The sequence below is a fragment of the Paenibacillus sp. FSL R10-2199 genome (assembly GCF_038000235.1).
GTDB classification, from domain to species: Bacteria; Bacillota; Bacilli; order Paenibacillales; family Paenibacillaceae; genus Paenibacillus_AQ; species Paenibacillus_AQ phytohabitans.
The window spans coordinates 1,899,806-1,926,306 of sequence record NZ_JBBOBO010000001.1; the positions used below are offsets into that span (position 1 = coordinate 1,899,806).

General features: G+C 50.6%; 26 protein-coding genes and 1 riboswitch. Of the genes, 17 read left to right on the forward strand and 9 right to left on the reverse strand.

Annotated features, from left to right (window positions below; genetic code table 11):
• Positions 1 to 24: 24 nt before the first annotated feature.
• On the reverse strand, positions 25 to 393 hold the full coding sequence (locus NYE33_RS08425; RefSeq protein WP_042140022.1) for a helix-turn-helix domain-containing protein: 369 nt from the start codon (positions 391 to 393) through the stop codon (positions 25 to 27).
• A gap of 120 nt (positions 394 to 513) precedes the next feature.
• Here NYE33_RS08425 and NYE33_RS08430 point away from each other — a divergent pair, with 120 nt between their 5' ends.
• Positions 514 to 1,164 carry a nitroreductase family protein gene (locus tag NYE33_RS08430; RefSeq protein WP_341065450.1) on the forward strand — a complete coding sequence of 217 codons (651 nt, stop codon included), beginning with the start codon at positions 514 to 516 and terminating at the stop codon, positions 1,162 to 1,164.
• Positions 1,165 to 1,919: 755 nt separating this feature from the next.
• Here the strand turns inward: NYE33_RS08430 and NYE33_RS08435 are convergent.
• A complete protein-coding gene (locus tag NYE33_RS08435; RefSeq protein WP_042140020.1) occupies positions 1,920 to 3,407 on the reverse strand; it encodes an amino acid permease in 1,488 nt (495 codons plus the stop codon).
• A gap of 154 nt (positions 3,408 to 3,561) precedes the next feature.
• Positions 3,562 to 3,778: riboswitch (Lysine riboswitch) on the reverse strand.
• A gap of 97 nt (positions 3,779 to 3,875) precedes the next feature.
• Positions 3,876 to 5,009, reverse strand: a complete 1,134-nt coding sequence (locus NYE33_RS08440) for a virulence factor (protein WP_042140019.1) — start codon at positions 5,007 to 5,009, stop codon at positions 3,876 to 3,878.
• A 449-nt stretch (positions 5,010 to 5,458) separates the two neighbouring features.
• On the opposite strand from NYE33_RS08440, the gene NYE33_RS08445 reads away from it, so the two are divergent.
• A complete protein-coding gene (locus NYE33_RS08445) occupies positions 5,459 to 6,457 on the forward strand; it encodes an MBL fold metallo-hydrolase (RefSeq protein WP_042140018.1) in 999 nt (332 codons plus the stop codon).
• A 266-nt stretch (positions 6,458 to 6,723) separates the two neighbouring features.
• Positions 6,724 to 8,349, forward strand: a complete 1,626-nt coding sequence (locus NYE33_RS08450) for an ABC-F family ATP-binding cassette domain-containing protein (RefSeq protein ID WP_039309280.1) — start codon at positions 6,724 to 6,726, stop codon at positions 8,347 to 8,349.
• A 109-nt stretch (positions 8,350 to 8,458) separates the two neighbouring features.
• Here NYE33_RS08450 and NYE33_RS08455 read toward each other — a convergent pair whose 3' ends face one another.
• Complete coding sequence (locus tag NYE33_RS08455; RefSeq protein ID WP_039309279.1) at positions 8,459 to 8,644, reverse strand: hypothetical protein; 186 nt, start codon at positions 8,642 to 8,644, stop codon at positions 8,459 to 8,461.
• 138 nt (positions 8,645 to 8,782) lie between these two features.
• Here NYE33_RS08455 and NYE33_RS08460 point away from each other — a divergent pair, with 138 nt between their 5' ends.
• Both NYE33_RS08460 and NYE33_RS08465 read left to right on the forward strand, forming a co-directional pair.
• Positions 8,783 to 9,652 (forward strand): cation diffusion facilitator family transporter, encoded by an 870-nt coding sequence (locus NYE33_RS08460; RefSeq protein ID WP_042140017.1) that lies wholly within the window; start codon positions 8,783 to 8,785, stop codon positions 9,650 to 9,652.
• 211 nt (positions 9,653 to 9,863) lie between these two features.
• Positions 9,864 to 10,943, forward strand: coding sequence for a C40 family peptidase (locus NYE33_RS08465; protein WP_341065451.1), 1,080 nt, complete (start codon positions 9,864 to 9,866; stop codon positions 10,941 to 10,943).
• A gap of 250 nt (positions 10,944 to 11,193) precedes the next feature.
• Here NYE33_RS08465 and NYE33_RS08470 read toward each other — a convergent pair whose 3' ends face one another.
• Together NYE33_RS08470 and NYE33_RS08475 are read right to left on the reverse strand one after the other, a co-directional pair.
• On the reverse strand, positions 11,194 to 11,598 hold the full coding sequence (locus NYE33_RS08470) for a hypothetical protein (RefSeq protein ID WP_042140015.1): 405 nt from the start codon (positions 11,596 to 11,598) through the stop codon (positions 11,194 to 11,196).
• 318 nt (positions 11,599 to 11,916) lie between these two features.
• Positions 11,917 to 12,084: a DUF1328 domain-containing protein gene (locus NYE33_RS08475; RefSeq protein WP_042140014.1), complete on the reverse strand. Its 168-nt coding sequence runs from the start codon at positions 12,082 to 12,084 to the stop codon at positions 11,917 to 11,919.
• Positions 12,085 to 12,270: 186 nt separating this feature from the next.
• Here NYE33_RS08475 and NYE33_RS08480 point away from each other — a divergent pair, with 186 nt between their 5' ends.
• The 10 genes from NYE33_RS08480 (at position 12,271) to NYE33_RS08525 (ending at position 23,183) form a co-directional block, all read left to right on the forward strand.
• A complete protein-coding gene (locus tag NYE33_RS08480; protein ID WP_039309267.1) occupies positions 12,271 to 12,777 on the forward strand; it encodes a DUF948 domain-containing protein in 507 nt (168 codons plus the stop codon).
• A gap of 65 nt (positions 12,778 to 12,842) precedes the next feature.
• On the forward strand, positions 12,843 to 13,379 hold the full coding sequence (locus NYE33_RS08485; protein ID WP_341065452.1) for a hypothetical protein: 537 nt from the start codon (positions 12,843 to 12,845) through the stop codon (positions 13,377 to 13,379).
• A gap of 91 nt (positions 13,380 to 13,470) precedes the next feature.
• Entirely contained in the window at positions 13,471 to 13,818 is a 348-nt protein-coding gene (locus tag NYE33_RS08490; RefSeq protein WP_042217668.1) for a general stress protein, read from the forward strand.
• Positions 13,819 to 14,032: 214 nt separating this feature from the next.
• Positions 14,033 to 15,205: a SpoIIE family protein phosphatase gene (locus NYE33_RS08495; RefSeq protein WP_042140012.1), complete on the forward strand. Its 1,173-nt coding sequence runs from the start codon at positions 14,033 to 14,035 to the stop codon at positions 15,203 to 15,205.
• The gene (locus tag NYE33_RS08500; RefSeq protein ID WP_042140011.1) at positions 15,202 to 18,870 is read left to right on the forward strand and encodes a response regulator; all 3,669 of its coding nucleotides are present in this window, start codon (positions 15,202 to 15,204) and stop codon (positions 18,868 to 18,870) included. The genes NYE33_RS08495 and NYE33_RS08500 overlap by 4 nt, the downstream gene beginning before the upstream one ends.
• 82 nt (positions 18,871 to 18,952) lie before the next feature.
• Positions 18,953 to 19,822 (forward strand): CheR family methyltransferase, encoded by an 870-nt coding sequence (locus tag NYE33_RS08505; protein ID WP_042140010.1) that lies wholly within the window; start codon positions 18,953 to 18,955, stop codon positions 19,820 to 19,822.
• Positions 19,823 to 19,839: 17 nt separating this feature from the next.
• Positions 19,840 to 21,510: a response regulator gene (locus tag NYE33_RS08510; protein ID WP_042140009.1), complete on the forward strand. Its 1,671-nt coding sequence runs from the start codon at positions 19,840 to 19,842 to the stop codon at positions 21,508 to 21,510.
• A gap of 96 nt (positions 21,511 to 21,606) precedes the next feature.
• Entirely contained in the window at positions 21,607 to 21,945 is a 339-nt protein-coding gene (locus NYE33_RS08515; protein ID WP_039309255.1) for an STAS domain-containing protein, read from the forward strand.
• A gap of 18 nt (positions 21,946 to 21,963) precedes the next feature.
• Positions 21,964 to 22,416 carry an anti-sigma B factor RsbW gene (gene rsbW, locus NYE33_RS08520; protein WP_042140008.1) on the forward strand — a complete coding sequence of 151 codons (453 nt, stop codon included), beginning with the start codon at positions 21,964 to 21,966 and terminating at the stop codon, positions 22,414 to 22,416.
• Positions 22,413 to 23,183: a sigma-70 family RNA polymerase sigma factor gene (locus NYE33_RS08525; RefSeq protein ID WP_039309251.1), complete on the forward strand. Its 771-nt coding sequence runs from the start codon at positions 22,413 to 22,415 to the stop codon at positions 23,181 to 23,183. Before rsbW ends, NYE33_RS08525 begins: the two co-directional genes overlap by 4 nt.
• 168 nt (positions 23,184 to 23,351) lie before the next feature.
• On the opposite strand, the gene NYE33_RS08530 is transcribed toward NYE33_RS08525, so the two are convergent.
• Positions 23,352 to 23,684, reverse strand: a complete 333-nt coding sequence (locus tag NYE33_RS08530) for a DUF5665 domain-containing protein (protein WP_042140007.1) — start codon at positions 23,682 to 23,684, stop codon at positions 23,352 to 23,354.
• A 178-nt stretch (positions 23,685 to 23,862) separates the two neighbouring features.
• Positions 23,863 to 24,399 (reverse strand): YtxH domain-containing protein, encoded by a 537-nt coding sequence (locus NYE33_RS36450; protein ID WP_081970286.1) that lies wholly within the window; start codon positions 24,397 to 24,399, stop codon positions 23,863 to 23,865.
• A gap of 359 nt (positions 24,400 to 24,758) precedes the next feature.
• Between NYE33_RS36450 and NYE33_RS08540 the strand changes: the two genes are divergently transcribed.
• Complete coding sequence (locus tag NYE33_RS08540; protein WP_042140006.1) at positions 24,759 to 25,478, forward strand: pirin family protein; 720 nt, start codon at positions 24,759 to 24,761, stop codon at positions 25,476 to 25,478.
• A 118-nt stretch (positions 25,479 to 25,596) separates the two neighbouring features.
• Here the strand turns inward: NYE33_RS08540 and NYE33_RS08545 are convergent, their stop codons facing one another.
• On the reverse strand, positions 25,597 to 25,821 hold the full coding sequence (locus NYE33_RS08545) for a DUF1128 domain-containing protein (protein ID WP_039309247.1): 225 nt from the start codon (positions 25,819 to 25,821) through the stop codon (positions 25,597 to 25,599).
• A 146-nt stretch (positions 25,822 to 25,967) separates the two neighbouring features.
• Here NYE33_RS08545 and yyaC point away from each other — a divergent pair, with 146 nt between their 5' ends.
• Positions 25,968 to 26,495 carry a spore protease YyaC gene (yyaC, locus tag NYE33_RS08550; RefSeq protein ID WP_341065455.1) on the forward strand — a complete coding sequence of 176 codons (528 nt, stop codon included), beginning with the start codon at positions 25,968 to 25,970 and terminating at the stop codon, positions 26,493 to 26,495.
• Positions 26,496 to 26,501 lie beyond the last annotated feature (6 nt).

Genomic DNA, 26,501 nt, shown 5'->3' on the forward strand with positions numbered 1-26,501 from the left:
TTCCGGATAATCAGCCGGAAGCGCTCAAGAATACTTTCCGAACCCGTCCTCGCACGTTATATCCAGCTCAAGAAGATCATAAAGAGATTGCTTGGAATCCTCAAGGTTTTTTTGCGCAGCTTCAATATCTGCTATTTTATCTTTGATAATACGTGTTTGTTCTTCTTTGGAGATTCCATTTTTAGAGATCATGGATTTTATATCATTAATTGAAAAACCGACAGCCAGACAATTCTTAACAACACCCAAATGATGAATGATCTCTGCATCATAATTCCGGTAATTGTTCTCTTCCCTGAGGATATATTCATCCGTGATAATGCCCATTTTCTCATAGTAACGGATGGTTGATATAGGCAGGTCAACAATTTTTGCGACTTCACTAATCTTCATGTTAAATCACCCCGTTTTTCCCTCTTGCTATAAAGTATACTTCATAGTTTAGAATTCTTGTAGTGATGATAAGTGACATTTCAGCACAAGAAAACCTATAGATAAAGGAGAGAAATTTACATGAGTACAATCACCGGGAAATACCATACAACCAACGATTTCAATGAGATCGTTCTGGGGCGCCGTTCCGTGAAGGCCTATGATCCTGAAGTAAAAATCAGCCGGGAGGAAATGACCGAGATTCTGGCGGAAGCCTCCCGTGCACCGTCTGCCATTAACATGCAGCCATGGCGTTTCCTTGTTATTGACAGCGCGGAAGGCAAAGAAAAGCTTGCACCGCTGGCCTCCTTCAACCAGACACAGGCTCTGACTTCCTCGGCAGTTATTGCGGTATTTTACGATGCAAAGAATGTTGAATATATAGAGGAAATTTTCGGCAAATCGGTGGAACTTGGTTACATGCCGAGCGACGTCAAGGATATGCAGCTGCAACAAGTGAAGCCTTATTATGCGGGGATATCTGCATCCGAGCTGCGTGATGTGAATCTGATTGACTCGGCGCTTATTTCGATGCAGCTGATGCTTGTTGCCCGGGCCCATGGATATGACACCAACCCGATGGCCGGTTATGAGAAGGACAAGATCGCGGAAGCTTTTGGTCTGGACAAAGACCGGTTCCAGCCGGTCATGCTGATCTCGATAGGGAAAGCAGCCAAAGAAGGCTACCCATCCTACCGCCTGCCGGTTGAGACAATCACAACCTGGGCATAATCAACAGCTCCAAGGGGACGTTCTTTAGTACAAAAGCATACTTAAACTTAATCTACTGACGCAAAAAAAGACCGGTTCAGGCCACGATAATGTGGCCGAAACCGGTCTTTGTACTGAATCCGCCGAAAGTGGGCGGTATGGTGAAACTAAAGGGATAAATCCCTCTAATTCCGCAGAAAGTTGGCGGTATGGGGAAACTAAAGGGATAAATCCCTCTAATTCCGCAGAAAGTTGGCGGTATGGAGAAATCAAAGGGATAAATCCCACTAATTCCGCTGAAAGTGGGCGGTATGGAGAAATCAAAGGGATAAATCCCACTAATTCCGCTGAAAGTGGGCGGTATGGAGAAATCAAAGGGATAAATCCCACTAATTCCGCCGTACGTTGGCCAAAGGAGGGAATGAAGAGAATAAGTGCCCTTGAATTCCCCGAATGCGAGCTAAAGGAGCAAATGAGGAGCATTAGTGCCCTTAAATTCCCCGAATGTGAGCCAAAGGAGCAAATGAGGAGCATTAGTGCCCTTGAATTCCCCTGATGCGAGCTAAAGGAGCAAATGAGGAGCAGGTCGCACAAGCCCCTAGCTTAATTCACCCGTAAGGGTAATTTTGTTCAATATAAGAAATTGTATGTTTAACATGATCCACTTAACCTTCTATTTCTCGCTGAAACGGCTACGCTATCCTTTTAAAGGACGGCGTAGCCGTTTCCAATTGTTGTATATAGGCTTGGTACTTGATTATATGACCTGCAAAGAGTTACTCTGCGTGAGTGCTCAGATCACATTTGTCCAGCGGGACAATGCTGCTCTTGCGGAACCAGCCGTAGCCCAGCCAGATCAGAAGGAACAGAGGTACGCTAACATAAGAGACCAGAATGCCGTACCAGTCGATTTTGGAACCGGTGAAGGCGCCCATGTTCTGGCCGAATACGGCCACCATACAGAGGGCGAAGGCAAACAGCGGACCAAACGGGAACCATTTCGCCCGGTAAGGCAGTTCATCCAGCGAATGCCCCTGCTTGACGAAGGCGCGGCGGAAGCGGTAATGACAGACGGCAATTCCAAGCCAGTTGATGAAGCCGCACATCCCGGAGGCATTCAGCAGCCAGTTGTAAACTGCGCCGTCTCCGAAGAAGGAGGCGAGGAAGGCCAGCATGCCGACAGCTGTGGTCACGAGCAGCGCGCCTACAGGCACGCCTCTGCGGTTCAGCTTGCCGAGGGCACGCGGAGCCATGCCGTCCTTCGCCATGGCGTACAGGACACGTGTAGAGGCATACATCCCGGAATTCCCGGCAGACAGCACGGAGCTGAGGATGACGGCGTTCATTACGGAAGCGGCAATTGCCAGTCCGGCTTTGTTAAAGACGATCGTGAACGGGCTGACACCGATATCATCAATCCCGCCGCGGAGCAGATCGGGATTCGTATAAGGAATCAGCAGACCAATTACGAGAATGGCAAAGATATAGAAGATCAGGATGCGCCAGAATACCTGGCGGATGGCTACCGGTACATTCTTGCGGGGATTCTCACTCTCTCCCGCAGCGACCCCGACCAGCTCCGTCCCCTGGAAGGAGAATCCGGCGGCCATGAAAACGCCGACGAAGGCGAAGAAGCCGCCGTGGAACGAGCTGCCTCCCAGCTGGAAGTTGCTGAGCCCCACCGCCTTGCCGCCCATAATACCGAAGATCATAAGGACGCCGACAACGAGGAAGACAATGACGGTGATGATCTTAATGATGGCAAACCAATATTCTGACTCGCCGTAACCGCGCGAGGAGAGGAAGTTCAGGCCGAACATGATCAGCAGGAACAACAGGCTCCAGAGCATGGAAGGGCTGTCCGGGAACCAGTATTTAATAATGACGGTAGCAGCTGAGAGTTCCGCTGCTATCGTTACCGCCCAGTTGTACCAGAAGTTCCAGCCGATGGCGAAGCCGAAGGCGGGGCTGACAAACCGGGTTCCGTACGTGCTGAAAGAACCGGAATCCGGCAAATAGGTAGCCAGCTCACCGAGGCTGGTCATCAGGAAATAGACCATGATGCCGACTGCGGTATAGGCAAGCAGTGCTCCGCCCGGACCGGAGGAGGCGATCGCACCGCCGCTGGCCAGGAACAGCCCGGTTCCGATGGAACCGCCCAGGGCGATCATGGTCAGATGTCTTGCTTTGAATGTTTTGCGCAGGCCCGGAGTACTGGCGTTACCCGCCTGTAATGCCGGCTGCTTCTCTTGCTTCGCTTGCATGAATAGGACACTCCCTTTAAGTTGTTGGTTCGGTTCACAGCGGGGAGTTGCTGCAGCCTGCTTGGCCCTGTGTCTTCTGCTTAGCGTTATGCACACAAAAAAACCGCAGACGGACGCTGCGGTTTCCTGATTATAGGCTCCGCACCATACTCCCTGTTAAGATAGCGCAACACGGTGCAATTCCCGCAGTTTCCTGGCAGGCATATACACGGTGACAGTTCCGCGCCTTTCGGCTGACGGCCCCAATCTGGGCTGCTAAACTAAGAGCAGCAGCCCGGATTTCGGCGGATATTCCTTTCGGCGCGTATCATAGATGGCTCTTAGGCATCTCCACGCGCGTACTCTTTATATCCGCGACCTCTACCTCATCCTAGGTATGATGAGGCTATCTTGTAACGATATGAACAACAGGAATCAGTATAATGCAACTTGGCCTCGCAGGCAATGACAAAATACGGCAGGTTGACGTCAGGTCCGCCGGCGCTCCGACATCTGCTGCCAGACGGTGCCCGCGGCCTCTTCGCCGGACAGAATCCGCTCCAGCGCCATCTTGGCCTGCAGCCCGACCTCGAATTCAGGATCCTCTGCCGCAATGCTCAGGGCTTCCTGGGCTTCGGCCGTGCCGACCTCATACAGGAAGCGTGCCGCCCGCCAGCGCACCAGCTTGCTGGCGTCACGCAGCGACGCCGTCATCACCGGCGTCGCTGCCGGGTCGCCGATGTCGGACAGTGTGTCGCCGGCGGTGCGCCGGACGGCGGGGGCGCTGTCCTGCATCGCCTCATAGAGCAGCTCCATCGCCCCTGGCGTGCGGATGTCGCCAAGGTACACGACCGCCAATCTGCGGATATGCAGCTTGGGGTCGTGCAGCGCCGTGCGCAGCTCCGGCAGGAGCTGCTCGCTAGGCGCCAGATCCTCCAGCGCGGCGTAGCGCACGCGCCAGTCCTCATCATGCAGGTCCCGCAGCAGCTCGGCCTGCTCTTTCTTGTGCCGCTGCTCGACGAACTCGCCGGCAGCCCCGTGCGCGATCGCCTGCTGCACGAGGGAGTCGAGGCGTTCCTGCGGATACGCCGCCTCCAGCTCCTGCTCGACCTCGCGCGCAATGTCCGGCGGCTCGCCGTAACGTACGCCGTAATCGGTGAGCTTACGCTCCTTGATCAGCACGGCGCTGGCCACATCGGTCACCGCCTGCGTGAAGCGGCTCGACAAGGCGATGCGCTCCTCCTTCGCGCCGGTTTTGACGCGGATCTGAATCGGGATCGCGCGGAACATCTGCACGAACACCTGGGCTTCCCCGAAATGGGCGCCGGCGTTCTCATCCTCCAGGCTGAAATCGGCGGCGAGGCCGTCCGCGCCGAAGCGGTTCTGGACCTCGCGGAGAATAGCGGCCCAATCGGCACTGCCCTTGCGTTCCAGGGCCGCGAAATCGGCAGCGTGATAGATACTGGTGACGCCCGGAATTTCCAGCATATCCTGCGCCCAGGAAGGGGCAGAGCGCCGGCTTTCCGGCGTGTAGGTCCGGCGGATGCCGGGTTCCAGACTTTCGTCCAGGTGAAGCTTCATCGTATTTGGACTCGGAGTCGGTTCAATAAAGGTAATCTTCATACGTCAGCTCCTCTTTGATAAGTGGCATAAGCACCGTGCGCTTTACCCGCATTTTACATCATTTCAGCGGTGGAACACAAAAGGGCAGAGGTCTGAACCCGCTAAAATTTAAAATATTAGGACAGATAAGAGATACATAAGTTAATAACTTCCAGCCCACTCGTTACTGCGGTGTACATTTGGACTTCCGGCCGCTGTTGTCTCCGGATTTCCTGATTCATAACCGCTGTCAGCGTTAGATTTGTTAATCTTCTATTTCACACTGACGTTTCCGTTTGGGCCAAATGGGTAACATTTGTAAGGAGTGGCATTACACATCGGCACACTCTTGTACGCACCTGCACACCTCTGTGATTTTGCAAATGGCTCTGCGGAACCCTATAGTTAGAGTATCTGATTTGCCGCACCAGAGAGATCCGGCAGAGCGGTTATAAGGAGTGGTTTCAACCATGGCTAAAATACGCTATAACAACATCGATAATGTAAGTACCGATAAAACGCTTAAGGAATTCCGCCAATGGCGCGAGGAACGCCGCCGGAAGAAGAAGGATTATACCTATAAGGTGCCGAATCATCCGCCGCAGCTCAGTTATCTGGCCGGAAACCGGCTGGAAACAACGATTACGTGGATCGGGCACTCCACTTTTTTTCTGCAATATGAAGGGCTTAATATCATTACGGACCCGATCTGGGCGCGCAGACTGGGGTTTGAGAAGCGGATCGGGCAGCCGGGGATCCCCCTCGGCGATATTCCGCCAATAGACCTTATCCTGATTTCCCATTCCCATTATGATCATCTGCACATCGCTTCCATCCGCAAATTGTACCGGGCAGGGACGACGACCCTTGTGGTCCCGGAAGGACTGAAGCGCAAAATGCTACGTAAAGGGTTCACGGACTGCCTGGAGATGCAGTGGTGGCAGGAGCTTACGCTCGGTGCCGTCAAGCTGACCTTTGTCCCGACCCAGCACTGGACCCGGCGGACACCGTTTGATACGAATTCCTCGCACTGGGGCGGTTATGTGATTCAGCCGGCGGACCCGCAGAAGCATCCGGAGGGCGAAGAGGGCAAGGGGCAGCGCAAGCTTCCGCCGAATCTGTATTTTGCCGGAGACAGCGGCTTCTTCCCGGGCTTCAAGGAGATCGGCAGCCGCTTTAAGCTGCATGTCGCACTGATGCCAATCGGGGCCTATGAACCGGAGTGGTTCATGAACTCCCAGCATGTGAATCCCGAGGAGGCTGTACAGGCGTTCCTGGATGTAGGGGCAGAGCTCATGATTCCGATGCATTTCGGGACGTTCCGGCTGGCTGATGATACCGCGCGCGAAGCACTGGACCGGATGGAGCTGGCGCGTGTGGCACAAGGGATCAGTGAGGAACGTATCCGTACATTAGGTTATGGGGAGACACTGGTGGTGCATCCCGAAGAGCGCCCGCCCGGACAATAACTGCCGGCGGCTGACCGGGAGAAGTCCCGCATAACCCTTCTACTTAAAAATATAAGAAATTATATGTTTCACACGATAACTTATCCTTCTATTTCTCGCTGAAACGGTGCCTTCCTTAAAAGGACGGCAAAGTTGTTTCCACTTGATAAGATATTTGCCCGGAAAAGGGCAAAGATGCCCCTTAAAGGGCTACAATTACGGGCCATTTGCCTTGATTTTATGCTATAATGAGCCGGAACCCTAAGTGAAAAGGATGGTAATGCTTAATGATTAGCACAAGCGGCGTAACACTCCGCTACGGAAAACGCGCACTATTTGAGGACGTAAACATAAAATTCACACCCGGCAACTGCTATGGTCTGATCGGCGCGAACGGCGCCGGCAAATCGACCTTTCTAAAGATCCTGTCCGGAGAGATCGAAGCCAACATCGGCGATGTGCATATTACACCCGGTGAACGTCTGGCTATACTGAAACAGAACCATTTCGAGTATGACGAATTCCTGGTACTGGAAACGGTAATTATGGGCCATACCCGCCTTTATGAGATCATGAAGGAGAAGGATTCCCTGTATGCCAAGAGCGACTTCACGGAAGCTGACGGCCTTCGCGCCGGTGAGCTGGAAGGCGAATTCGCTGAACTGAACGGCTGGGATGCAGAGCCGGATGCTGCTGCAATGCTGATCGGACTTGGTATTATGCGCGAAATGCATGACAAGAAAATGGCCGAACTCAGCGGCAACGAAAAGGTCCGGGTACTCCTGGCGCAAGCCCTGTTCGGACGTCCGAACAACCTGCTGCTCGATGAGCCTACCAACCATTTGGATCTTGAATCCATCGGCTGGCTGGAGAACTTCCTCATGGACTACGAAGGCACCGTTATCGTGGTATCCCATGACCGTCACTTCCTGAACAAGGTCTGCACGCATATTGCGGATATCGATTTCGGCAAAATCCAGATGTACGTCGGCAACTACGACTTCTGGTACGAGTCCAGCCAACTGGCCCAGGCCCTGCAGCGCGACTCGAACAAGAAGAAGGAAGACAAGATGAAGGAACTGCAAGCCTTTATCCAGCGCTTCTCGGCTAATGCTTCCAAATCGAAACAGGCTACTTCCCGTAAGAAGCAGCTGGAGAAGATTACACTGGACGATATCCGTCCCTCCAACCGTAAATATCCGTTCCTGAACTTCAAACCTGAACGTGAAGCCGGCAAACAGCTGCTTACGGTCAGCGGACTGAGCAAGTCGGTTGATGGTGAGCAGCTGCTGGATGAAGTCAGCTTTGTCGTGAACAAGGGCGATAAGATTGCCTTTGTGGGTCCATACTCCCAGCCGAAATCACTCCTGTTCGATGTCCTTATGGGCGAGAAGGAAGCGGATGCCGGTGAATATACTTGGGGCGTTACAACAACCCAGGCTTATTTCCCTAAGGACAACTCGAGTTATTTCGACGGTGTGAATATGAACCTGGTAGAATGGCTGCGCCAGTATTCCAAGGATCAGGATGAAACTTTCCTGCGCGGATTTCTGGGCCGGATGCTGTTTGCCGGTGAAGAAGCACTGAAGAAGGCGAGTGTACTGTCCGGGGGCGAGAAGGTCCGCTGCATGCTGGCCAAGATGATGCTGAACGGGGCGAATGTGCTCGTGTTCGATGAGCCAACCAACCACTTGGATCTGGAATCAATCACAGCGCTCAATAACGGCCTGATTGACTTTGACGGCACCATCCTGTTCACTTCCCATGACCATCAGTTCATCCAGACAATCGCCAACCGCATTATTGAAATTACACCGGCTGGTGTCATCGACCGCTCGATGAGCTATGATGAATATCTGGAGAATCCGGAAATTAAGGAAATGCGTGCACGCATGTATCCTGTAGAGGCTTAAGAACTAGATATAGGTAGGATGAACGGTAATGAGTTCATACGAAAACGGCTGCGTCGTCCCTGAAGGGATAACGCAGCCGTTTATGTTCACATATAAGAGTGTAAGAAGCCTAAGATCCGCCTGTACGACGGCGCTGATTGTTTGGCTTCTTATTGTTCTGGCTTTTCAGCGGCTTCGCGGAACCGGCTTGAAAAGTTGAACCCGGTTTACCCGAAGCATGCTGTTTCTTCTGTTCAAGCTTCTGGCGGATCGCCTCGGCCAAATTAATTTTTGGTTTATCATTGTTCTCGCTCATTATGTTAACCCCCTTAGGCAGCAAGTCCTTTTCCTTATTCTAATTGTTTTTAAATGCTGCCACAAGGGCAAGAATAACTCAAAGAAAGTTTTCCTGTATTTATGTGACAAGGATGGAGATTGACAGGGGGTAGCTGGGATGTCCGATATTTATGAAGATATACGCAAAGGAGAAAAAGGCGCGCTGGTCAGTATTGTCGCTTATCTGGTTTTGTCAGCTTTCAAGCTGGTCTGCGGCTACTTGTTCGCTTCCAGCGCTCTCCTGGCAGACGGCTTTAACAATCTGACCGATATTGTGGCTTCACTGGCCGTGCTGATTGGTCTGCGCATCTCGCGGAAGCCGCCGGATTCAGACCATACCTACGGGCATTTCCGGGCCGAGACGGTCGCTGCGCTGATGGCTTCTTTTATCATGGCAATGGTCGGCATTCAGGTTATTGTGGAAGCGGTGCGATCCTTGTTTGAAGGAGCGAAGGCAACGCCGCAGCTCTGGTCGGCGGGAGTTGCCCTGGTGTGTGCCGTAGCCATGATGGGGGTATATATATATAACAAGCGTTTGGCGAAGCAGATTAACAACAATGCGCTGATGGCTGCAGCCAAGGATAATTTCTCGGATGCCATGGTTAGTATCGGAGCTGCAATAGGTATCGTTGGAGCACAGTTCGGCCTTCCCTGGATCGATTCCGCAGCCGCTGTTGCTGTAGGACTGCTGATCTCCAAGACGGCCTGGGACATATTCCGCGACTCCACTTACCGGCTGACTGACGGCTTTGACGAAGATAAACTGCTTGATCTGCGCAGCACCATTGCCCGGACACCGGGAGTGGAGGGCATCAAGGATTTGAAAGCCCGGGTTCATGGCAATCATGTGCTGGTTGATGTAGTGGTACAAGTGAATGCACAGATGACGGTAATGGAGGGTCATGCCATCAGTGACTCCATCGAAGAGCGGATGAGTAAGCTGCATAACATCATGAATGTGCAGGTTCACGTCGAACCCAAGGATTAACATTCCTTAATTTCTCCTAGTTAGCTGTAATTTCCACCAAATCCAAGGAGAAATCGTGACTATAGACCTGGGTGTTACCATAAGATGGAAAGGTTTTTTGTGAAATTTGGAGCATGTTCCAAATCCCGGGCAAGCCTATAATGAGGGCAGAAAGCAACAAACGTAGCGCGCGCCGTTGTTGAATTCTCAATACGCTAAGCGGGGGAACGCTATGATCGTATCACATAAGAAACTGACAGCATCGTTATTGGTCTCGGCAACACTTGCACTATCCTTGGGAGTGTTAAGTCCTCAGCAGTCCTTCGCCGCATCGGCTTCTGCCAATTCGTCTTTGGCTGCGTCGGCGGTACAGACAGGTATAATTCAATCCTCGGTGCGGCTGCGCACGACTCCATCTACCAGCGGTAAGGTATTGAAGTACCTCAGTAAGGGAGATCAGGTAACAATTCTGGAAGCGACGAACAGCTATTGGTACAAAGTCAGAACTGCAGACGGCGAGATCGGTTATACCAGTGCGGGAGACCAATACATCAGTGTGATTACGGCTCCTGTGGCTACACCTGCAGTACAAACAGCAGTCATCCAGTCCACAGTCCGCCTTCGGGAGACACCTTCCACAAGCGGTAAAGTGCTGGGTTACCTATACAAGAATGACCAGGTAACAATCCTGGAAGAGACCAATAGCTATTGGTACAAAGTAAGAGCAGCTAACGGTACAACCGGATATACAAGCTCTGCGGATCAATATATTGAAGCAACGGCGGCACCTGTTCCGACACCAATACCGACACCGGTGCCAACACCGATACCGACACCTGCACCTACGCCAGTTCCTACGGCTCCGCCGCAGGCTGCTGTGATTGAAAGTGTAATAGCCGCAGGCATGGGCTACCTCGGTACACCGTATGAGTACGGGTCCAGCCGGAATGATACCAGCACGTTCGACTGCTCGGATTTCATCCGCCAGATTTTCATGGATGCAGCGAATTTGAAGCTGCCTGCCGACTCCCGGCAGCAGGGAGACTGGGTGAAGCAGAATAGTAATGTAATAACGGACATTGCTGGGTTGAAACGCGGTGATTTGATGTTCTTCATGGATTATAAGGGAAGCTCGGCTTCCGCCTATGCGGGGATCGACAAGTCTGCAGCAAGAATTACGCATGTAGCGATGTATTTGGGAGACGGGCAGTTGTTACAGACGTATTCCGTATCTTCCGGCGGCGTTAGAGTAGACAAATTAAGCGCTTCTTGGATGAACCGTTTCCTTTATGGAGGCTCGGTCATCCGCTAATATAACAATAGATGTAGAGAGCATGAAGCGGCAGTAGTACAAGTTTGTGACGGGTGAACTAACTAGGGCAGATGTTTTGTGGGGTTATCCTTTCAGTAGATTCTTCTACTGAAAGGATAACCCCTTTTCCGTTTATACACAGCAAAAAGGCCGTCAGGACTAACGTCCATGGGCCTCTTGAGTATACCAACTGCGAAGTCATAGCAAAGGTAGCACATCAGCTGTTATGACTTCGCTTATCGTTAAGTATTTATGGAGTAATTACATAAGCGGAAGCAGGAACCTTGAGCCAAGCTTTGCCCAGCCAAGTATATACTTCTCTCCACTCATTGCCCCAAGTGTCGGTCATGATTACACCTGTTGTATCGACAGTCTGCGCACCCAGCCAGCCGATAGGAGCCATGCTGCCCACGGAAAGGTGGAAAGCAGTGATCTTGGTCAGGATAATCTGAGGAGTCGCTAGTTTGATGTCTGCTGGAGTGATTACAGTGTCGAATGGCTCCAGGTATGTACTTCCGGTTACAGACACTGCTGCATCAGAAGTAGGTGTAGTGGTAGTAGTAGTAGTAGTACCTGTTACTTCAGCAGCAGAAGCGGTTGCTGCTATGGAAGCCATAAGACCCATTGCTACTGTTAAGCTGGCTAATTTTTTCATCGATGATTCCTCCTGATTTTGGTTTAGTAGTGTACTTTAACATGTTCGTGCTGTGCTAATAAGCATGTAAACATAAAGTGTATGTAATGAACCAGACATCGGAATGAAATATTTTAATTTTGTTTTATGCCGGGGCGGCCTTGTATTTATGATTCAGAGGGCAAGTGACAACCTGAGAGGAAAGGCCTATACTTTCTGAAGGGTGAATAGGATATATCAAGCGGGAATAAGTTGCATAAATAGAAATAAGCCCGGGGCTTCTCGTGGAAGCCTCAGGCTCTACAGCAATGCTTGGGTTGCAGTTAGCGGAATGAATGACTACATTGATCTTCCTCTGCGTCCCATAAAGAGCGAAACAATGAAGAGAACGAGGAAGATGTAGAACAATACTTTGGCAATACCTACAGCGGCTGCCACGATATTGAAGAAACCGAAGATACCGGCAATCAGAGCAACTACCAGCAGAATTACTGACCATCTTAACATGAGATGTCATCCTTTCTGTGTGGTGATGTAGTCATTGTTTAAACGGTGCCTATCATTTTGAAACAAACAGAAGGGGATGGTCTTTAAGGCGCTTGACAATTTGTTTCGGCCTAATTCCGTAAGGGTAACTATGCAGTAACAGGCAGAGCAAACGACATTATAAGACATTCGGAAGGGGTTATGGAAATGATCATTGAACTTAGCGTAGCACTAGTTGCTGTTGCATTCGCAGTCCTCGTATTCTTCTTAATTAAAACCTTGAAATCAGCGAAGGAATCCCTCGACAAGGTCAGTCAGACTCTGCAGGAAGTGCAAAAGACCATTGATGAGCTTACGTATGAAGTGAAAACAACGGTCAGACATGCCAACGATATCACTGCCGATGTTCAGGGCAAAATTCAGAAGATTGATCCTATTGTCGATTCTGTGAAGAACCTCGGTGATGTAATGAATGAACTGACACTGACCGTGAAGCAGGTATCGGTAACCGTCATTGAGAAATTCCGCAAATCACGTGAACTGAAGGATAAGGCCAAATCCGTATCTATTGCAGAAGTTCCGCTTACTCCGTCCGAAGAAAGAACGATTCAATCCTACGAAGCGGTAAACGAAAGCAAGTCCAAGGGTAAAATAGCAACAGCGCTTAAGGGCGTGGATGCTGCAGCCGCCATCTGGCAGAAGTTCCGCCATTAATCAGGTTAAGTAGCGCAGGGTTCAGGCCAAGGGCAAATTACAGCTTATGAGAGGCGGGAGTTTATATGAAAATCGTTATTCTTTTGCTTAGTCTGCTTTCTCCCTTTATCACCATTCCGCCGCAAGCTGAGACTGTCCCTGCCGCTTCTTCGGCAACCGTGCAACCGCCGGTAAGGCTCGCATTCGAGCATAGTGTCAATACAGTTCCCTACATAAGCAGTTTCGAGTCTCTGGCGGGGGTTACCCTGTATATGCCGGAAGAAGCGCTGCTGCAGACCAAAGGTATCCCGCCTGGGATTACTCCGGACCCTTGGGGAGATTGCCTTGAATATCAATATGCTGACGTCTCCGCCGGTGTTTGTGAGGGTGTTGTCCTCTATGTACATGCTTCACCTTCCCAGGCAGAACAATTCGGCCTGAATCTTAACGGTCAGGAGCTGAATCCGGTAACTTCCAGCCTGCAGGAGACATTAGGGGCCCCGGATTTTGAAGCCGAGGACGGCGATGTATATATAAGAGGAAGTGCAGCGCTCAAAGTCTACCGCAATATGAACACCGGACAATGGGAGGGTATTGATTTATTTGACGGAAATTCTTTCTGAGGCTGTTTCAAGGGCGGCAATTCAGGTTAATGAATGCTCAGTCATCTTTTACCTGCGTTGCCCTCTTAAACAATACAAGGAGAGTGATTTCATGGATTCAATCGGTACTCAGGCATATGCCAAGTTGCTGGAGAATGGTGTTCAGGCGATAGAAGAAGTGAATCGGCTGCGTAGCAGCGGTTATACAAGAGATGACCTCTACGTGATCAGTCACGATGAAGACCGTGAAGGCCGTATCGTGGATGCTGCAGACGTGAATGAGGTCGGGCTTAGCGAAGAAGGATTATTTGGTGCGATTGCTAACCTTTTCCGTTCACGCGGCGATGCTCTCCGGTTCAAGATTACTTCGCTCGGCTTCAGTGCGGCGGAAGCGGCATTTTATGAGAAGGAGCTCGATCTGGGCAAAGTTCTCGTTATCGCCAAAAGAAATCCGAAATAATTGCCGGTCAGCTTTCTGTGACCTCTATAGTCCAATAGCGTAACCTCCAGCCCCACTACAAGCAGTGGGGCTGGAGGTTACTTTGTTGAAGACGAGGGCCTGATTCTCTTCCAATATCTTGATATATGGAAACAGGCCGTTCAAATATCGTATGATAGAGTGATAGAATTACAGGTTTTACGGTCCTAATACTATTCGTGTGAGGTGAGGGAGCTTGAGAATTTTAATCGTAGATGACAATCCGACCAATGTAATCATTATCCGTGAAATCCTGAAAAAAGAAGATTACCGGAATTTTATAACGGCTTCGTCCGCTAAAGATATGTTGAAGCTGCTCGGTGTGGGTTCTGGCAGTGATGAGAAGCGACCTAAGCAGTCGGATATCGATTTGATACTGCTGGATATGATGATGCCGGAGATGGACGGGATTGAGGCATGCCGTGTGGTTCAGCAATATGAGCATCTGAAGGACATTCCCATTATTATGGTCACCGCTGTGGGAGATTCCAAGAAGCTCGCAGAAGCACTGGATGCAGGTGCCGTAGATTATGTTACGAAACCGATTAACAAGGTGGAGCTGATGGCCCGCATCCGTCTGGCCCTGCGGCTGAAACGCGAGAAGGATTGGCATAAGGAGCGGGATCAGCGCATCCAGGATGAGCTGAAGCTGGCTGCCTTAGTGCAGAATGCAGTACTCAGCTTGCCGCTTACCGAGGAAACGTTTGAGGTGCATGCCATTTATCAGCCGTCCTTTGAGCTGGCCGGTGACTTATACGCCTGGTATCCGCTGGGTGACGGGCGTTATGCTGTCATTCTGCTGGATATGATGGGACACGGGATTTCTTCATCGCTGTTCTGTATGTTCCTGGCCTCGGTATTGAAGGATACCGTGACTACCTATGTGGAGCCGGAGAAGGTTATTCAAGAACTCAACAGGCGTTTCAACCAGCTCTATATTGAGAAGCAGCTGGTCCAGTATTACTTCACGGCAATCTATCTTGTCATTGATACACGGATGAAGCGGATTGATTATGTGAATGCCGGACATCCGCCGGCGCTGCTCTTCGAAGGAGAGGCCAAGACCCCGGTTCTGCTGGAGAGCAACTGCCACCCGGTCGGGCTGTTTGACCGGATTGATATCCAGCCGCAGAGCCTCAGCTATGAGGAAGAAGGACATCTGGTGCTGTTTACAGACGGCTTGCTGGAGATGGTCCAGGGAGAGCAGGCAGAACAGCTCGAATTCATGATCGGGCATTTGAATGCCGGTCATGACTGGCAGGAAGAAGTTATGCGCACTGCTTTCCTGAATGAGCCTGTGAATCAGGAGCGCGATGACGACAAGTGTCTGGTATGGATTTCGCTGAAGAAAGGGACAGATAGGGAATGAAAATAAAGGCTAAACTGCTAATCGGCTTCAGTGCCATGCTGGCCATTATGCTGGCTCTTACCATGATCGGGTATGACCGGCTACATTATATGAGCGGACAGCTTGACAGCTTCCAGGAGAGATACAGCAAAGGCCGCTCCTCTTCAGGGCTTCGCGGTGAAGTGAATGATATGGCACGGATTTTAACCACCTCGATGCTTAACGCGGATACACTCTCTGTGGATGCACAGAAGGCGGAAATTAACAGCAAGGTGCTCAAAGCCGAGGATCATCTGAAGAATATACAGGACTCCATGAAGACCACAGAAGAATTACAGCTGTTATCGCGGATTGAGGCTTCTTATTCTGCGTATAAGAATTATCAGAATAAAGTGCTGGAGATGCTGACTGCCGGGTACTTCCAGAATGCCAATACTTACCGTAATACAGAAGGACAAGATATCCAGAACGAGGTGCTGAACAGTCTGAACGCACTTTCCGATTATAATGCCTTCCGGATGACCGATGAGACCGCCAAAGCCAAGGAGGCCTCCGAGCGTTCGATTCAGATGGTAACCCTGATTATGATTGTGGGACTGCTGCTGGGGCTTGGGGTGATCCTGTGGGTTATCCCGAGTATTACGCGCGGTCTGAGTGTCGTATCCATGATGATTACCAGCTTTGGTAACGGCAAGATGCGGGCGATCCGGCGGATCAAGGTCAAATCCAAAGATGAGATTGGTGATGTAGCCCGCGTGTTCCAGCAGATGGCTGAGGATATTGAGCAGAAACAGCAGCTTGAGAAATCCTATGCCCAGGCGCAGAGTGATCAGGCTTGGCTGAATGCGAACATAGCCCGGGTAACGGAGCTGCTGCGCGGAGTCAGTTCACTGGATCAGGTATCGCAGACTTTTATCAGTGAGTTCACACCTGTGCTGGGAGCCCAGTACGGTGCTGTATATTTGAAGGATCAGAATAATCCGAACCTGCTGGTCAGCAGCGCTTTCTATGCCGGTGAGGAAGGCATCAAACCGAAGGAGAGCTTCGAGATCGGTCAGGGGCTGGTCGGGCAGAGTGCCTTGGACAAGCTGCCGATCAAGCTGACAGAGGCACCGGATAACTATATTTCCGTTTCCTCCGGATTCGGGGAATCGCATCCGGGTTACATTTCCATCCATCCGCTTTTATTTGAAGATGAGCTTATGGGGGTAGTGGAATTCGCTTCCTTTACTCCTTTCTCGGTGCTGCAGAATGAGCTGCTTCATCAGCTATCGAATAATTTGGGTATCATTCTGAATAATATCAGCCGCAGGCTTGTCGTTGAAGAGCTGCTGCGGGAATCGCAGGCGCTCACAGAAGAGCTGCAATGCCAGTCAGAGGAACTGCAGACCCAGCAGGAAGAACTCCGCCGTTCCAACGAGAATCTTGAGGAACAGACAGATGCGCTGAAGCGTTCCGAGGAGCTGCTGCAGCGCCAGCAGGGAGAGCTGGAGCATTATAATACGGAACTGGTCGCCAAGACCCATGCGCTGCAGGAGCAGGTGCAGGAGGTCGAAGAGAAGAAGGATGAGATTGAGCAGGCCCGCGTCCAGCTTGAGAAGCAGGCGATGCAGCTTGCGGTGACCAGCAAATACAAATCTGAGTTCCTGGCGAATATGTCCCATGAGCTGCGGACGCCGCTGAACAGCCTGTTAATCCTGTCTCAGCTTCTTACGGAGAATAAAGAAGGGAATCTGAGCGACAAGCAGGTGGAATTCGCCCATACCATCTATATGTCAGGTGCGGACCTGCTCAAGATGATAGATGAGATCCTCGATTTGTCCAAGGTGGATGCCGGCAAAATGGAGCTCAATTACGAAGAGATTCCGCTTACGGAGCTAAAGACCTTCGTGAAGCAGAACTTTGCGCCGTTGGCCAGTAAGAAGGGGCTGTCGCTGCGCTTATCCTTCGAAGAGCCGCTGCCGGACCATGTGTTCACGGACAGCCACAGACTGAAGCAGGTGCTCCGCAATCTCTTGTCCAATGCGTTCAAATTTACCAGCGAAGGACATGTGGAGTTCTCCGTCAGCCGGGCGGACACCAAGCAGCTGCCTTCCTATCTGCCGCATGAATTTGAATACATTGCACTGTCCGTCAAGGATAGCGGAATCGGCATCCCGTCTGACAAGATGGATATTGTCTTTGAGGCTTTCCAGCAGGTCGACGGGACAACCAGCCGCAAGTATGGGGGCACAGGTCTAGGTCTGTCGATCAGCCGCGAGCTGGCCCGTCTGATGGGCGGGGCAATTGGACTGGAATCGCGCGAAGGACAAGGAAGCATCTTCACCTTGTACCTGCCGGTCAAAGGGAATTACAGCCTGCTGCCGGGAGTGGCAGAAGCAGCCGCTGCACGGGATGCGGCGACGCTTGAAGAATACCGGGACGAACGTTCATGGGATGAAACCGGCGATGTGACCCCTACGCCCCTCGTGCCGGTTATTGTTGAGGACGACCGCGAATCGCTGACCGCCGGCGACAAGGTTCTGCTCATTATCGAGGATGACGAGAGCTTTGCCAAGATACTGCTCGGCATGGCCCGCGGCCGCGGCTTCAAGGGACTGGTGGCTCTTCAGGGAGATACCGGCCTGCAGATGGCCAAGACCTATTTGCCTGACGCGATTATTCTCGATATCCAGCTGCCCGTCATGGACGGCTGGTCCATACTCAGGGAACTTAAGGGTGCATCCCAGACCCGGCATATCCCTGTGCATGTGATTTCCGTGAACGATGAGATTAAGCAGGGCCTCATGATGGGCGCGATGGCCTACCTAAGAAAGCCTTCTTCCCGCGAAGCGCTGGACCGGGCATTCTCGCAGATTGAGAACTACACCGCCAGCACACTTAAGCATCTGCTCATTGTAGAAGATGATGATATCCAGCGCCGATCCATCATGGAGCTTATCGGGCATGATGATGTAGCCATTACTGCGGTTTCCACCGGCCATGAAGCCCTGGGCGAGCTGCGCAAGCAGAGGTACGACTGTATGGTCCTCGATCTTATGCTGGAGGATATGACCGGGTTCGAGCTGCTGGATCAGATCCGGGACGATGAAGAGCTGAATGATCTGCCGATCATTATTTACACCGGTAAAGATCTGGACAGCAAAGAAGAGACACAGCTGCGTAAATATGCGGAATCGATCATTATCAAGGATGTCCGCTCGCCGGAACGGCTGCTGGATGAAACTACGCTGTTCCTGCACCGGGTAGAGGCTAATCTTCCGGAAGATAAGCGTAAAATTCTGCAAAAGCTGCACAATAAAGAAGAATTGTTCGACGGCAAAAAAATATTGCTCGTTGATGATGATATCCGAAACGTCTTTGCCCTCTCCAGTGTTCTCGAAGGGTATCACATGGAAGTGAAGTTCGCCGAGAATGGGCGGGAGGCCATAGATATGCTGGTGGAGCAGACGGATTATGATCTGGTGCTTATGGATATGATGATGCCGGAAATGGACGGCTATGAAGCGATGCGCCGTATCCGGCAAATGCCGCAGTACCAGAAATTGCCGATTATTGCACTTACGGCCAAGGCGATGAAGGAGGACCGGGCGAAGTGTATTGAGGCCGGAGCGTCCGATTATATGAAGAAACCGATCAGTACAGATCAGCTTCTTTCCTTAATGCGTGTCTGGTTGTATTCGTAAGGGCGATTTCGGGGTAATAGCTATACAGTACCATTTGGAACGAGTCCGGAAATAAGGCTTAGGCAAGGGAGTATTGATAACAATGACAGCTATGGATCGCGGATATGAGGAGCAGGCTATTCAGGCAGGGAGCAAACAGGAGCTTGAACAGATTGAAATTGAGCTGCTTCTTAGCGGGGTACACCGTCTATATGGATATGACTTCAGGAATTATGCGCTGCCTTCATTGAAACGGCGTATCTGGCATCATGTCCATGCCGAGAATGTGCCCAGCATATCCGCCCTGCAGGAGAAAGTGCTGCATGACCGTGCCTGCTTTGAACGGTTTGTATACAGTCTTTCGATCCCTGTAACGGAAATGTTCCGTGATCCGGGACTCTTCCTGACCTTCAGGCAGAAGGTGGTCCCCCTGCTGCGGACCTATCCGTATATCCGGATCTGGCATGCCGGCTGTTCCACAGGCGAAGAGGTATATTCCATGGCTATTATGCTGCATGAGGAAGGGCTTTACGACAAGGCACGGATTTATGCAACGGATATGAACGCCCGTTCCCTGCAGCAGGCCAAAGAAGGCGTGTATGAGATCGGGAAGATGAAGCAATATACCAAGAATTATCTGGAGGCGGGCGGTACACGCGCGTTCTCGGAATACTACACTGCAAAGTATAATTCAGTGATTCTGCAGCCTTACTTGCGCAAGAATATTATTTTTGCCGAGCATAATCTGGCGACAGACACTTCATTTAATGAATTTAATGTTATTTTTTGCCGCAACGTAATGATCTATTTCAACGATGAGCTCCGCGATCATGTTCATGGCTTATTCCACGAAAGTCTCAGCCGGTTTGGAGTGCTGGTCCTTGGTTCCAAGGAATCCATTCATTTCACGAAATACAGTGACAGCTACGAAGCTTTGGACAGGGTGGAAAAAATATACCGCAAGAATAAGTAGCGGGTAAGGAGGGGCCTATGGGGGTTCAGGAACCGATTCATATACTGCTGGTTGACGACCGTCCCGAGAATCTGCTGGCACTGGAAGCAGTGCTTGAGAGTCAGCATTACAAGCTTGTCAAAGCCAATTCTGGTGAAGAAGCACTGCGGTGCTTATTAAGATATGAATTTGCAGTTATCGTACTGGACGTGCAGATGCCGGGTATGGACGGAATCGAAACCGCCAAATTAATCAAAGCCAGAGAGAAAACCAAGGATATTCCGATCATATTTATCTCTGCCAACAGCAAGGAGGCGGAGCATCTGTTCGCGGGTTATTCTGCCGGTGCCATTGATTATATGGTCAAACCATTTATTCCACAGATCCTGAAGTCCAAGATCGAAGGCTTTGTTAACATGTATCTGACCAGCAAGAAGCAGCAGCTTCAGTCTATGCTGCTGCAGCAGAAGACGCAGGAACTCGAGCGGATTAACGGGGAACTGGTCAAAGCCAAGGAAGAGGCGGAAATTGCCGCTAATGCCAAGACCGAATTCCTCGCGATGATGAGCCATGAGATCCGTACGCCGATGAACGGGGTAGTAGGCATGATCGATCTTCTGATGGAGACGGAGCTTGCTCCTGAGCAGAAGGAATATACGGAGATTATCCGCAAAAGTGCGGATACCCTGATTACGGTCATTAACGATATCCTTGATTTCACCAAGATGGAATCAGGCAAAATGGAAATGGAAGAGCAGTTGTTTGAGCTACAAACCACCATCCAAGAGGTGTTTAGCTTATTTTCTGCCGAAGCAGGCAAAAAGAATCTGGAGCTGGCTTATTTCATCGACCAGAAGCTGCCCAAGCTCATTTACGGGGATATGGCCCGTTTGCGCCAGGTATTAATTAATCTGGTGGCCAATGCGGTCAAATTTACCAACCAGGGCGGCGTATATTTGGTTGCGTCCAGCGTGCCTACAGCTGATAATAAACTGGTAGTGGAATTTACAGTGAAAGATACAGGCATTGGAATTTCACCGGAGAAATGTGACCGGCTGTTCCAGCCCTTCTCTCAGCTTGATTCATCCATGACCCGCAAATACGGAGGGACAGGCCTGGGGCTCGCCATCTGTAAGTCGCTTGTTGGGATGATGGGCGGAGATATCCGTGTGGAGTCGATGGAAGAGAAGGGAGCTACATTCGTATTCACGATACAGGTAGCTGTCCCGGAGGATGAACTGGCAGGCAACTGCCAGGAGGAACAGAGTGCGGGGAAAGTGATTGACCGGCATTGGCGCAGCAAGGTGCTTGTCGTGGATGACCATCCGATCAACCAGCGACTGATGGTAAGCATGCTGGACAAGCTTGGCTATAATGCCGAGGTTGCCGAGGATGGCAGCCAGGCTGTAGAGATGGCCCGGAACTCTGCTTACGATTTTATATTCATGGATCTGCAGATGCCGGTGATGGACGGGCTGACAGCAACCTCCAGGATTCGCGAGGACAGCGGCGGTTCCCCGGACAAGACCATTATTATTGCCATGACTGCGAATGTCATGGAGGGCATCCAGAATCGCTGCACCGCTGCCGGAATGGACGGTTATATCAGCAAACCGCTCAAGCTAAGCAGCATCAAGCAGATTATTTCCCGGTATTCTGTCAAGGATAACCCCGCTGCCCAGCGGAATGCCTCACTTTTTAATGCATGATCCAGTAATTACCACAGCCGTTAAGTCCCAATTGTTGTTTCAACAGTGTTCCATTAGGGTTATTGGTAAAGAAAACATTTATCAGGAGAGTTGTCTATGAATACACATAAAAGCGAAAAGTTCCACGCAAAAACCGAAACAGAAGGCACAGTATGCACCGTTTATCTGATTGGAGAGCTCGATTTGTCTGTGGCTCCTGATTTCCGTCTGGTCATGGAACCCCTAGTGGGAGATACGGGACTTGATCTCGTGATTAATCTTAAGGATTTGAGATACATTGACAGCACAGGAATCGGGATTTTGTTGTCGATTCTCAAAGCAAGACACGGAATGGAAGTTAAATTTGCCGTTGAGGAAGTTCCTCCACAAATACAGAAATTGTTTGATATGACCGGCATTTCCAAGTTTTTTGCCCCCCAAGAGAATTCCCACTAGGAAAGGATCGAACTAAGGATGAGTGATGACGTGCAAAGAGTAGTTCTTCAGTTACCCGCCAGTGCAGAATATGTCGATATCGTCAGACTTAATTTATATGGCATTGCCTCTAAGATGGGTTTCACTTATGAAGATATTGAGGATATGAAGGTAGCAGTCTCGGAAGCCTGTAACAACTCCGTGCTTTATGCTTACGGGCAGGAAGACGGTTTGGTTGATGTAATCTTTGAAGTAGGATCAAGTGCTTTGTCCATTACTGTCAAAGATGAGGGGGAGAGCTTTGACGGTTTGGATTCGTCCGATGAACGTATGACGCTGCATGACAAGGAGCTGAATGATGTTCAGGTGGGCGGACTGGGATTTTATTTAATGCAGGCGCTTATGGATGACGTTAGCGTCGTTAGCGAAGCAGGGAAAGGGACAGTCGTTACCCTGACTAAGCGGCTTAATTACAGCGAGGAGAAAGTATGAACGACAAAGTGACTCCCCCAGAGTCCATGAATGAAGCAGTAAGCCTGATCTGGGAATACCAGCAGACGAAAGACAATGAAATAGCTACAGTGCTCATCCGTAAGTACGAGCCCATGGTGAAGATGGCAGCCGGCAAAATTGCCCGTAACCGTCCGGATCTTTATGAAGATCTGTATCAAGTGGGACAAATGGCGCTGATCCGGCTGTTGCAGCAGTATGATATTAGCCTGGGGATACCTTTTGAGCCCTATGCTATGAAAAGCATGATCGGACATATGAAGAATTTCCTGCGTGATAAATCCTGGTACATACAGGTTCCAAGACGGATCAAAGAAAAAGGAGCACTTGTACAGCAGGCCATTGATGAACTTACCATTCGATTGGAACGTTCCCCTGCAGTGGAAGAAATTGCCCATTATCTGGATCTTACCGTGGAAGAAACTGTAGAAGTACTGGCCGGCAGGGAATGTTATCATTATGTCTCCCTGGATTCACCGCTCTCACAGGAAGAGACGGGTGCTACACTCGGCGAATTGATCAGCTCTGACGCCAATGACTATGAGACTGTGGAGAAGCGCATGGATCTCCAGCAGGCTCTGGGACAGCTGAAGGAGCAGGAACAGCAGGTGCTGCTGCTGGCCTTCCAGGATGGCCAGTCACAGCGTGCCATCGCCCAGAAGCTTGGGGTATCGCAGATGAGTGTTTCCCGCATACAGAAGCGTGCTACCGAGAAGCTGAAGCAGATTATGGCTAACTCCTCTTATTAAGCTTAAGAAGTATGCCTTTATATTGAATAGCAGGACAAGCCCTTCCCCGCCGGGATAGGGCTTGTTTTGCTGTAGGCAGGAATAATCTCCCGTAGTTCCACGAGCAACACCCCTCCTGCAGTCTATTCTGGCGGAGTAGGCTGCAGGAGGGGTGAGCGGGAAATTCACTTAGCTGTTGGCATCAATATACTTTTTGATTTCTCCAAGATATTCCCCGATAACCGGCACATCAAGAAACAAACTAAGAATATAGCCCAATAAACCGAGGATCACGAACGTACCAAGGGAAAGCCCCAGGCCTCTGGATACGCCGGCCATCAGATTGGTAATGATCCGCTTCTTGGGGTCCGTATAATTCTCCAGAATATCCTTGAATTCTGATTTTTCGAGTGAATCTGCGATTTTGTCGAGCCGTGCATTCAAGCGTTTGACCTCATGCCGCAGCTCGAAGGGATGCTCATCAACTTCATAAGCTTTAGTTCTGGTGTCCGCTTCTCCCATAAGGCGTACCTGCTTTCTATAGCCTGGAACAGGCTTTATTGAGAATATGAGGGTATAATCCATTTCGGCTTAGTGTGGGCCTATAAGCCTAAAAAAGGCATGCATAAATAGAGAGCAGCCAGCTACGGCGAGCTGGCTGCTCTCTTGTACTGCCTAAAAAGGCCGTATATCGCCGTTTTTAATAATTGGACTTGTAAGAGGATTTAACTTCCTCTTTAGCATCCTTAGCTTCATCAGCTATGTCTTTGGAAGCATCTTTAGCCTTGTCGGCTACCTCTTTAGAGGAGTCTTTAGCTTCATCCGTGACATCCTTGGAAGCGTCTTTAACGTCACCAGCCACATCCTTGGAGGCTTCGCTTACAGTTTCACCAATCTTCTTGCCTGTTTCCGACAATGTAGCAGCAATTTGTTGTTTGCTGTCGCTGACCGTTGTGAAGATGTCGGAGGCTTTAGCAGATACTGTACCTGCCAGATCGGTTGCTTTTTCGCTGACTGTAGTTGCCAGCGTTTTGGTCTTGTCTGTTACGGCTCCTGCAACCTCTTTGGTTTTGTCAGTGGCAATCGAGAGCTTGTCCGACAAATCACTGCGCATTTCACGACCGGGTTTCGGTGCGAACAACAGTGCCGCCGCAGCCCCAAGCAGACCGCCTATGAAAATTCCCTTGAAAAATGTGCCGCCGCTTTCTACTGGATATTCCGTTTCTGCCTTGTTCATCACCAATCACTCCTCATTAGATTATTATGATTTGAACTCCGGCTGCTATGCTGCCTGCCGTCATTCAAATTCAGGATAGCCTGAAGTATCTTACTTCGTATATAAACGTAGGGGTATATACTGAAACAGTTGGTGAGCATGGGAAAGATTGCCGGAGTATAGGGGAGCATCCCGGCAATAAAGGGTCTTTTCTATATATAAACGGCCACATTTACGGCTTTACAAACGGTTGATTGATGAAGAAAGGAAGGGGGTAAGAGATACTAAATCACAGCGCCTATATACATCTCATATAAGGAGCATTTATCCCCTGTTTAAGATATGGTGAAGGTTCCAACATCTATGGAGGTGCAAAGTTTATGATTAAAGTAGTCACATCAGCAGAGCGTCATACTTCGAATAGAGAATGGATACACAGTGAATTCAGCTTTTCTTTTGCCGATTACGATGACCCCAGCAATGCCCACTTTGGCGCACTGCTGGCCCATAACGACAATGAATTGAAGCCGGAGCAAGGCATGCATGAGCATCCGCATCATGATCTGGAGATTATTACTTATGTAGTTTCCGGAGTCCTGAAGCATCAGGATGATCTTGGTAATCATGCGGATCTGCAGGCCGGAAGTGTACAGATGATGAGCGCGGGTACAGGCATCAATCATTCGGAGACGAATCCGTCCCTAAGCTCGAATGTCCGTTTCTTGCAAATCTGGCTGCTGCCGGACCGTCCGGGAATGACGCCGAGGTGGGACGCAAGATTCTTTCCGGACGAGCTTAAGCTGAACAACCTGCTTCCGGTGGCTTCCGGATCAGCGGACAAGGGAGCGCTTAAGCTGGGCGAGGATGTTACGGTCTATTTGTCCCTTCTGCAGACGAACCGGGAGCTGCATTACCCGCAGCAAGAGGAGCGGCGCACTCATATTTATCTGATTTCCGGGAATCTGGAGATTAGCTGCTCAGACGGCGTGTTTCAGCTTCAGCAGGGAGATGCGGCGCGTATCCGCAAGAGCTGTGATCTGACGATTAAAGGGACAAGCAATGGCGGAGATGCAGAGTTCATCCTGATTGATCTGCCGTAAATGCCGGGTGCAGACCTGCCTATACTCGAGCATCAACGCACAAAAGCCCTTCAGCTTCCCTGTCCATTCCTGCGGATGGGTCGGAGAGAAGGGCTTTTATCATGCCAATTTAACCGGTTTATTTCTTGCGCAAGCGTCCAAGCTCAGAGACAAGTGCCTCCACCTGTGAGATGCTGAGCCTGTCGCTGCCCATGGCAACCTCATAAATATCCTGAATATCCTCATAATGCTCCACCGAAAAAGCCGAGGCCTGCATAGCCGCAGCGCTGGCCATTTTCAGCTTGTTTTTGATACCCTCGATCATATACTCAACATTTTCCTGGCTTGGTTTCGATAAATCCATGGGGTATAACAGTCCTCCCTAAGTGATAGTTCAAGTATTTTATCATGTTTGGACAGTGAAAGACCATTTTTTTGTCTGGATCACAGAAAACATGTTAAATTAGAGGGAATAATTCGCAGGCAATGGAATGAGGGGGAGAGAAGTCTTTGGCAATCAGAGAAGAAGAGAGCAGGAAACGCCGCAAAATGGATGCTGACGGGCTGGCTTCTTTCTTCCGGGAGATCGCCGCCTTGCATCCGGCAGAGCAGCTGACCTTTCTGTGCATCGGAACGGACCGCTCCACTGGTGATGCTCTGGGGCCGCTGACAGGCAGCCGTCTGCTGGAATATGGTTTCCCCCATGTTACCGGTACGCTGCCGGCACCATGCGATGCGGATAATCTGATCCGGCGGATAGCAGAGATTCCGGAAGGGCAGATTATTATCGCTGTGGATGCCTGCCTGGGGCCGCCCGCTGCGCTCGGGTATTACTTCGCGGCTGCGGAGCCGCTTCGTCCGGCACAGTCTGTCGGGTTATTGCTGCCCGCAGTCGGAAACTACAGTCTGGCAGCGATTGTCGATGTGAACAGTCCCCGGCCTTACCGTACGCTGCAGACCACGCCGCTGCACCGGGTGATCGTTATGGCCGACCAGATTGCCCGTGCTGCCGCCCAGAGTTTCGGGCTCCCGGGCTGAGAGCGT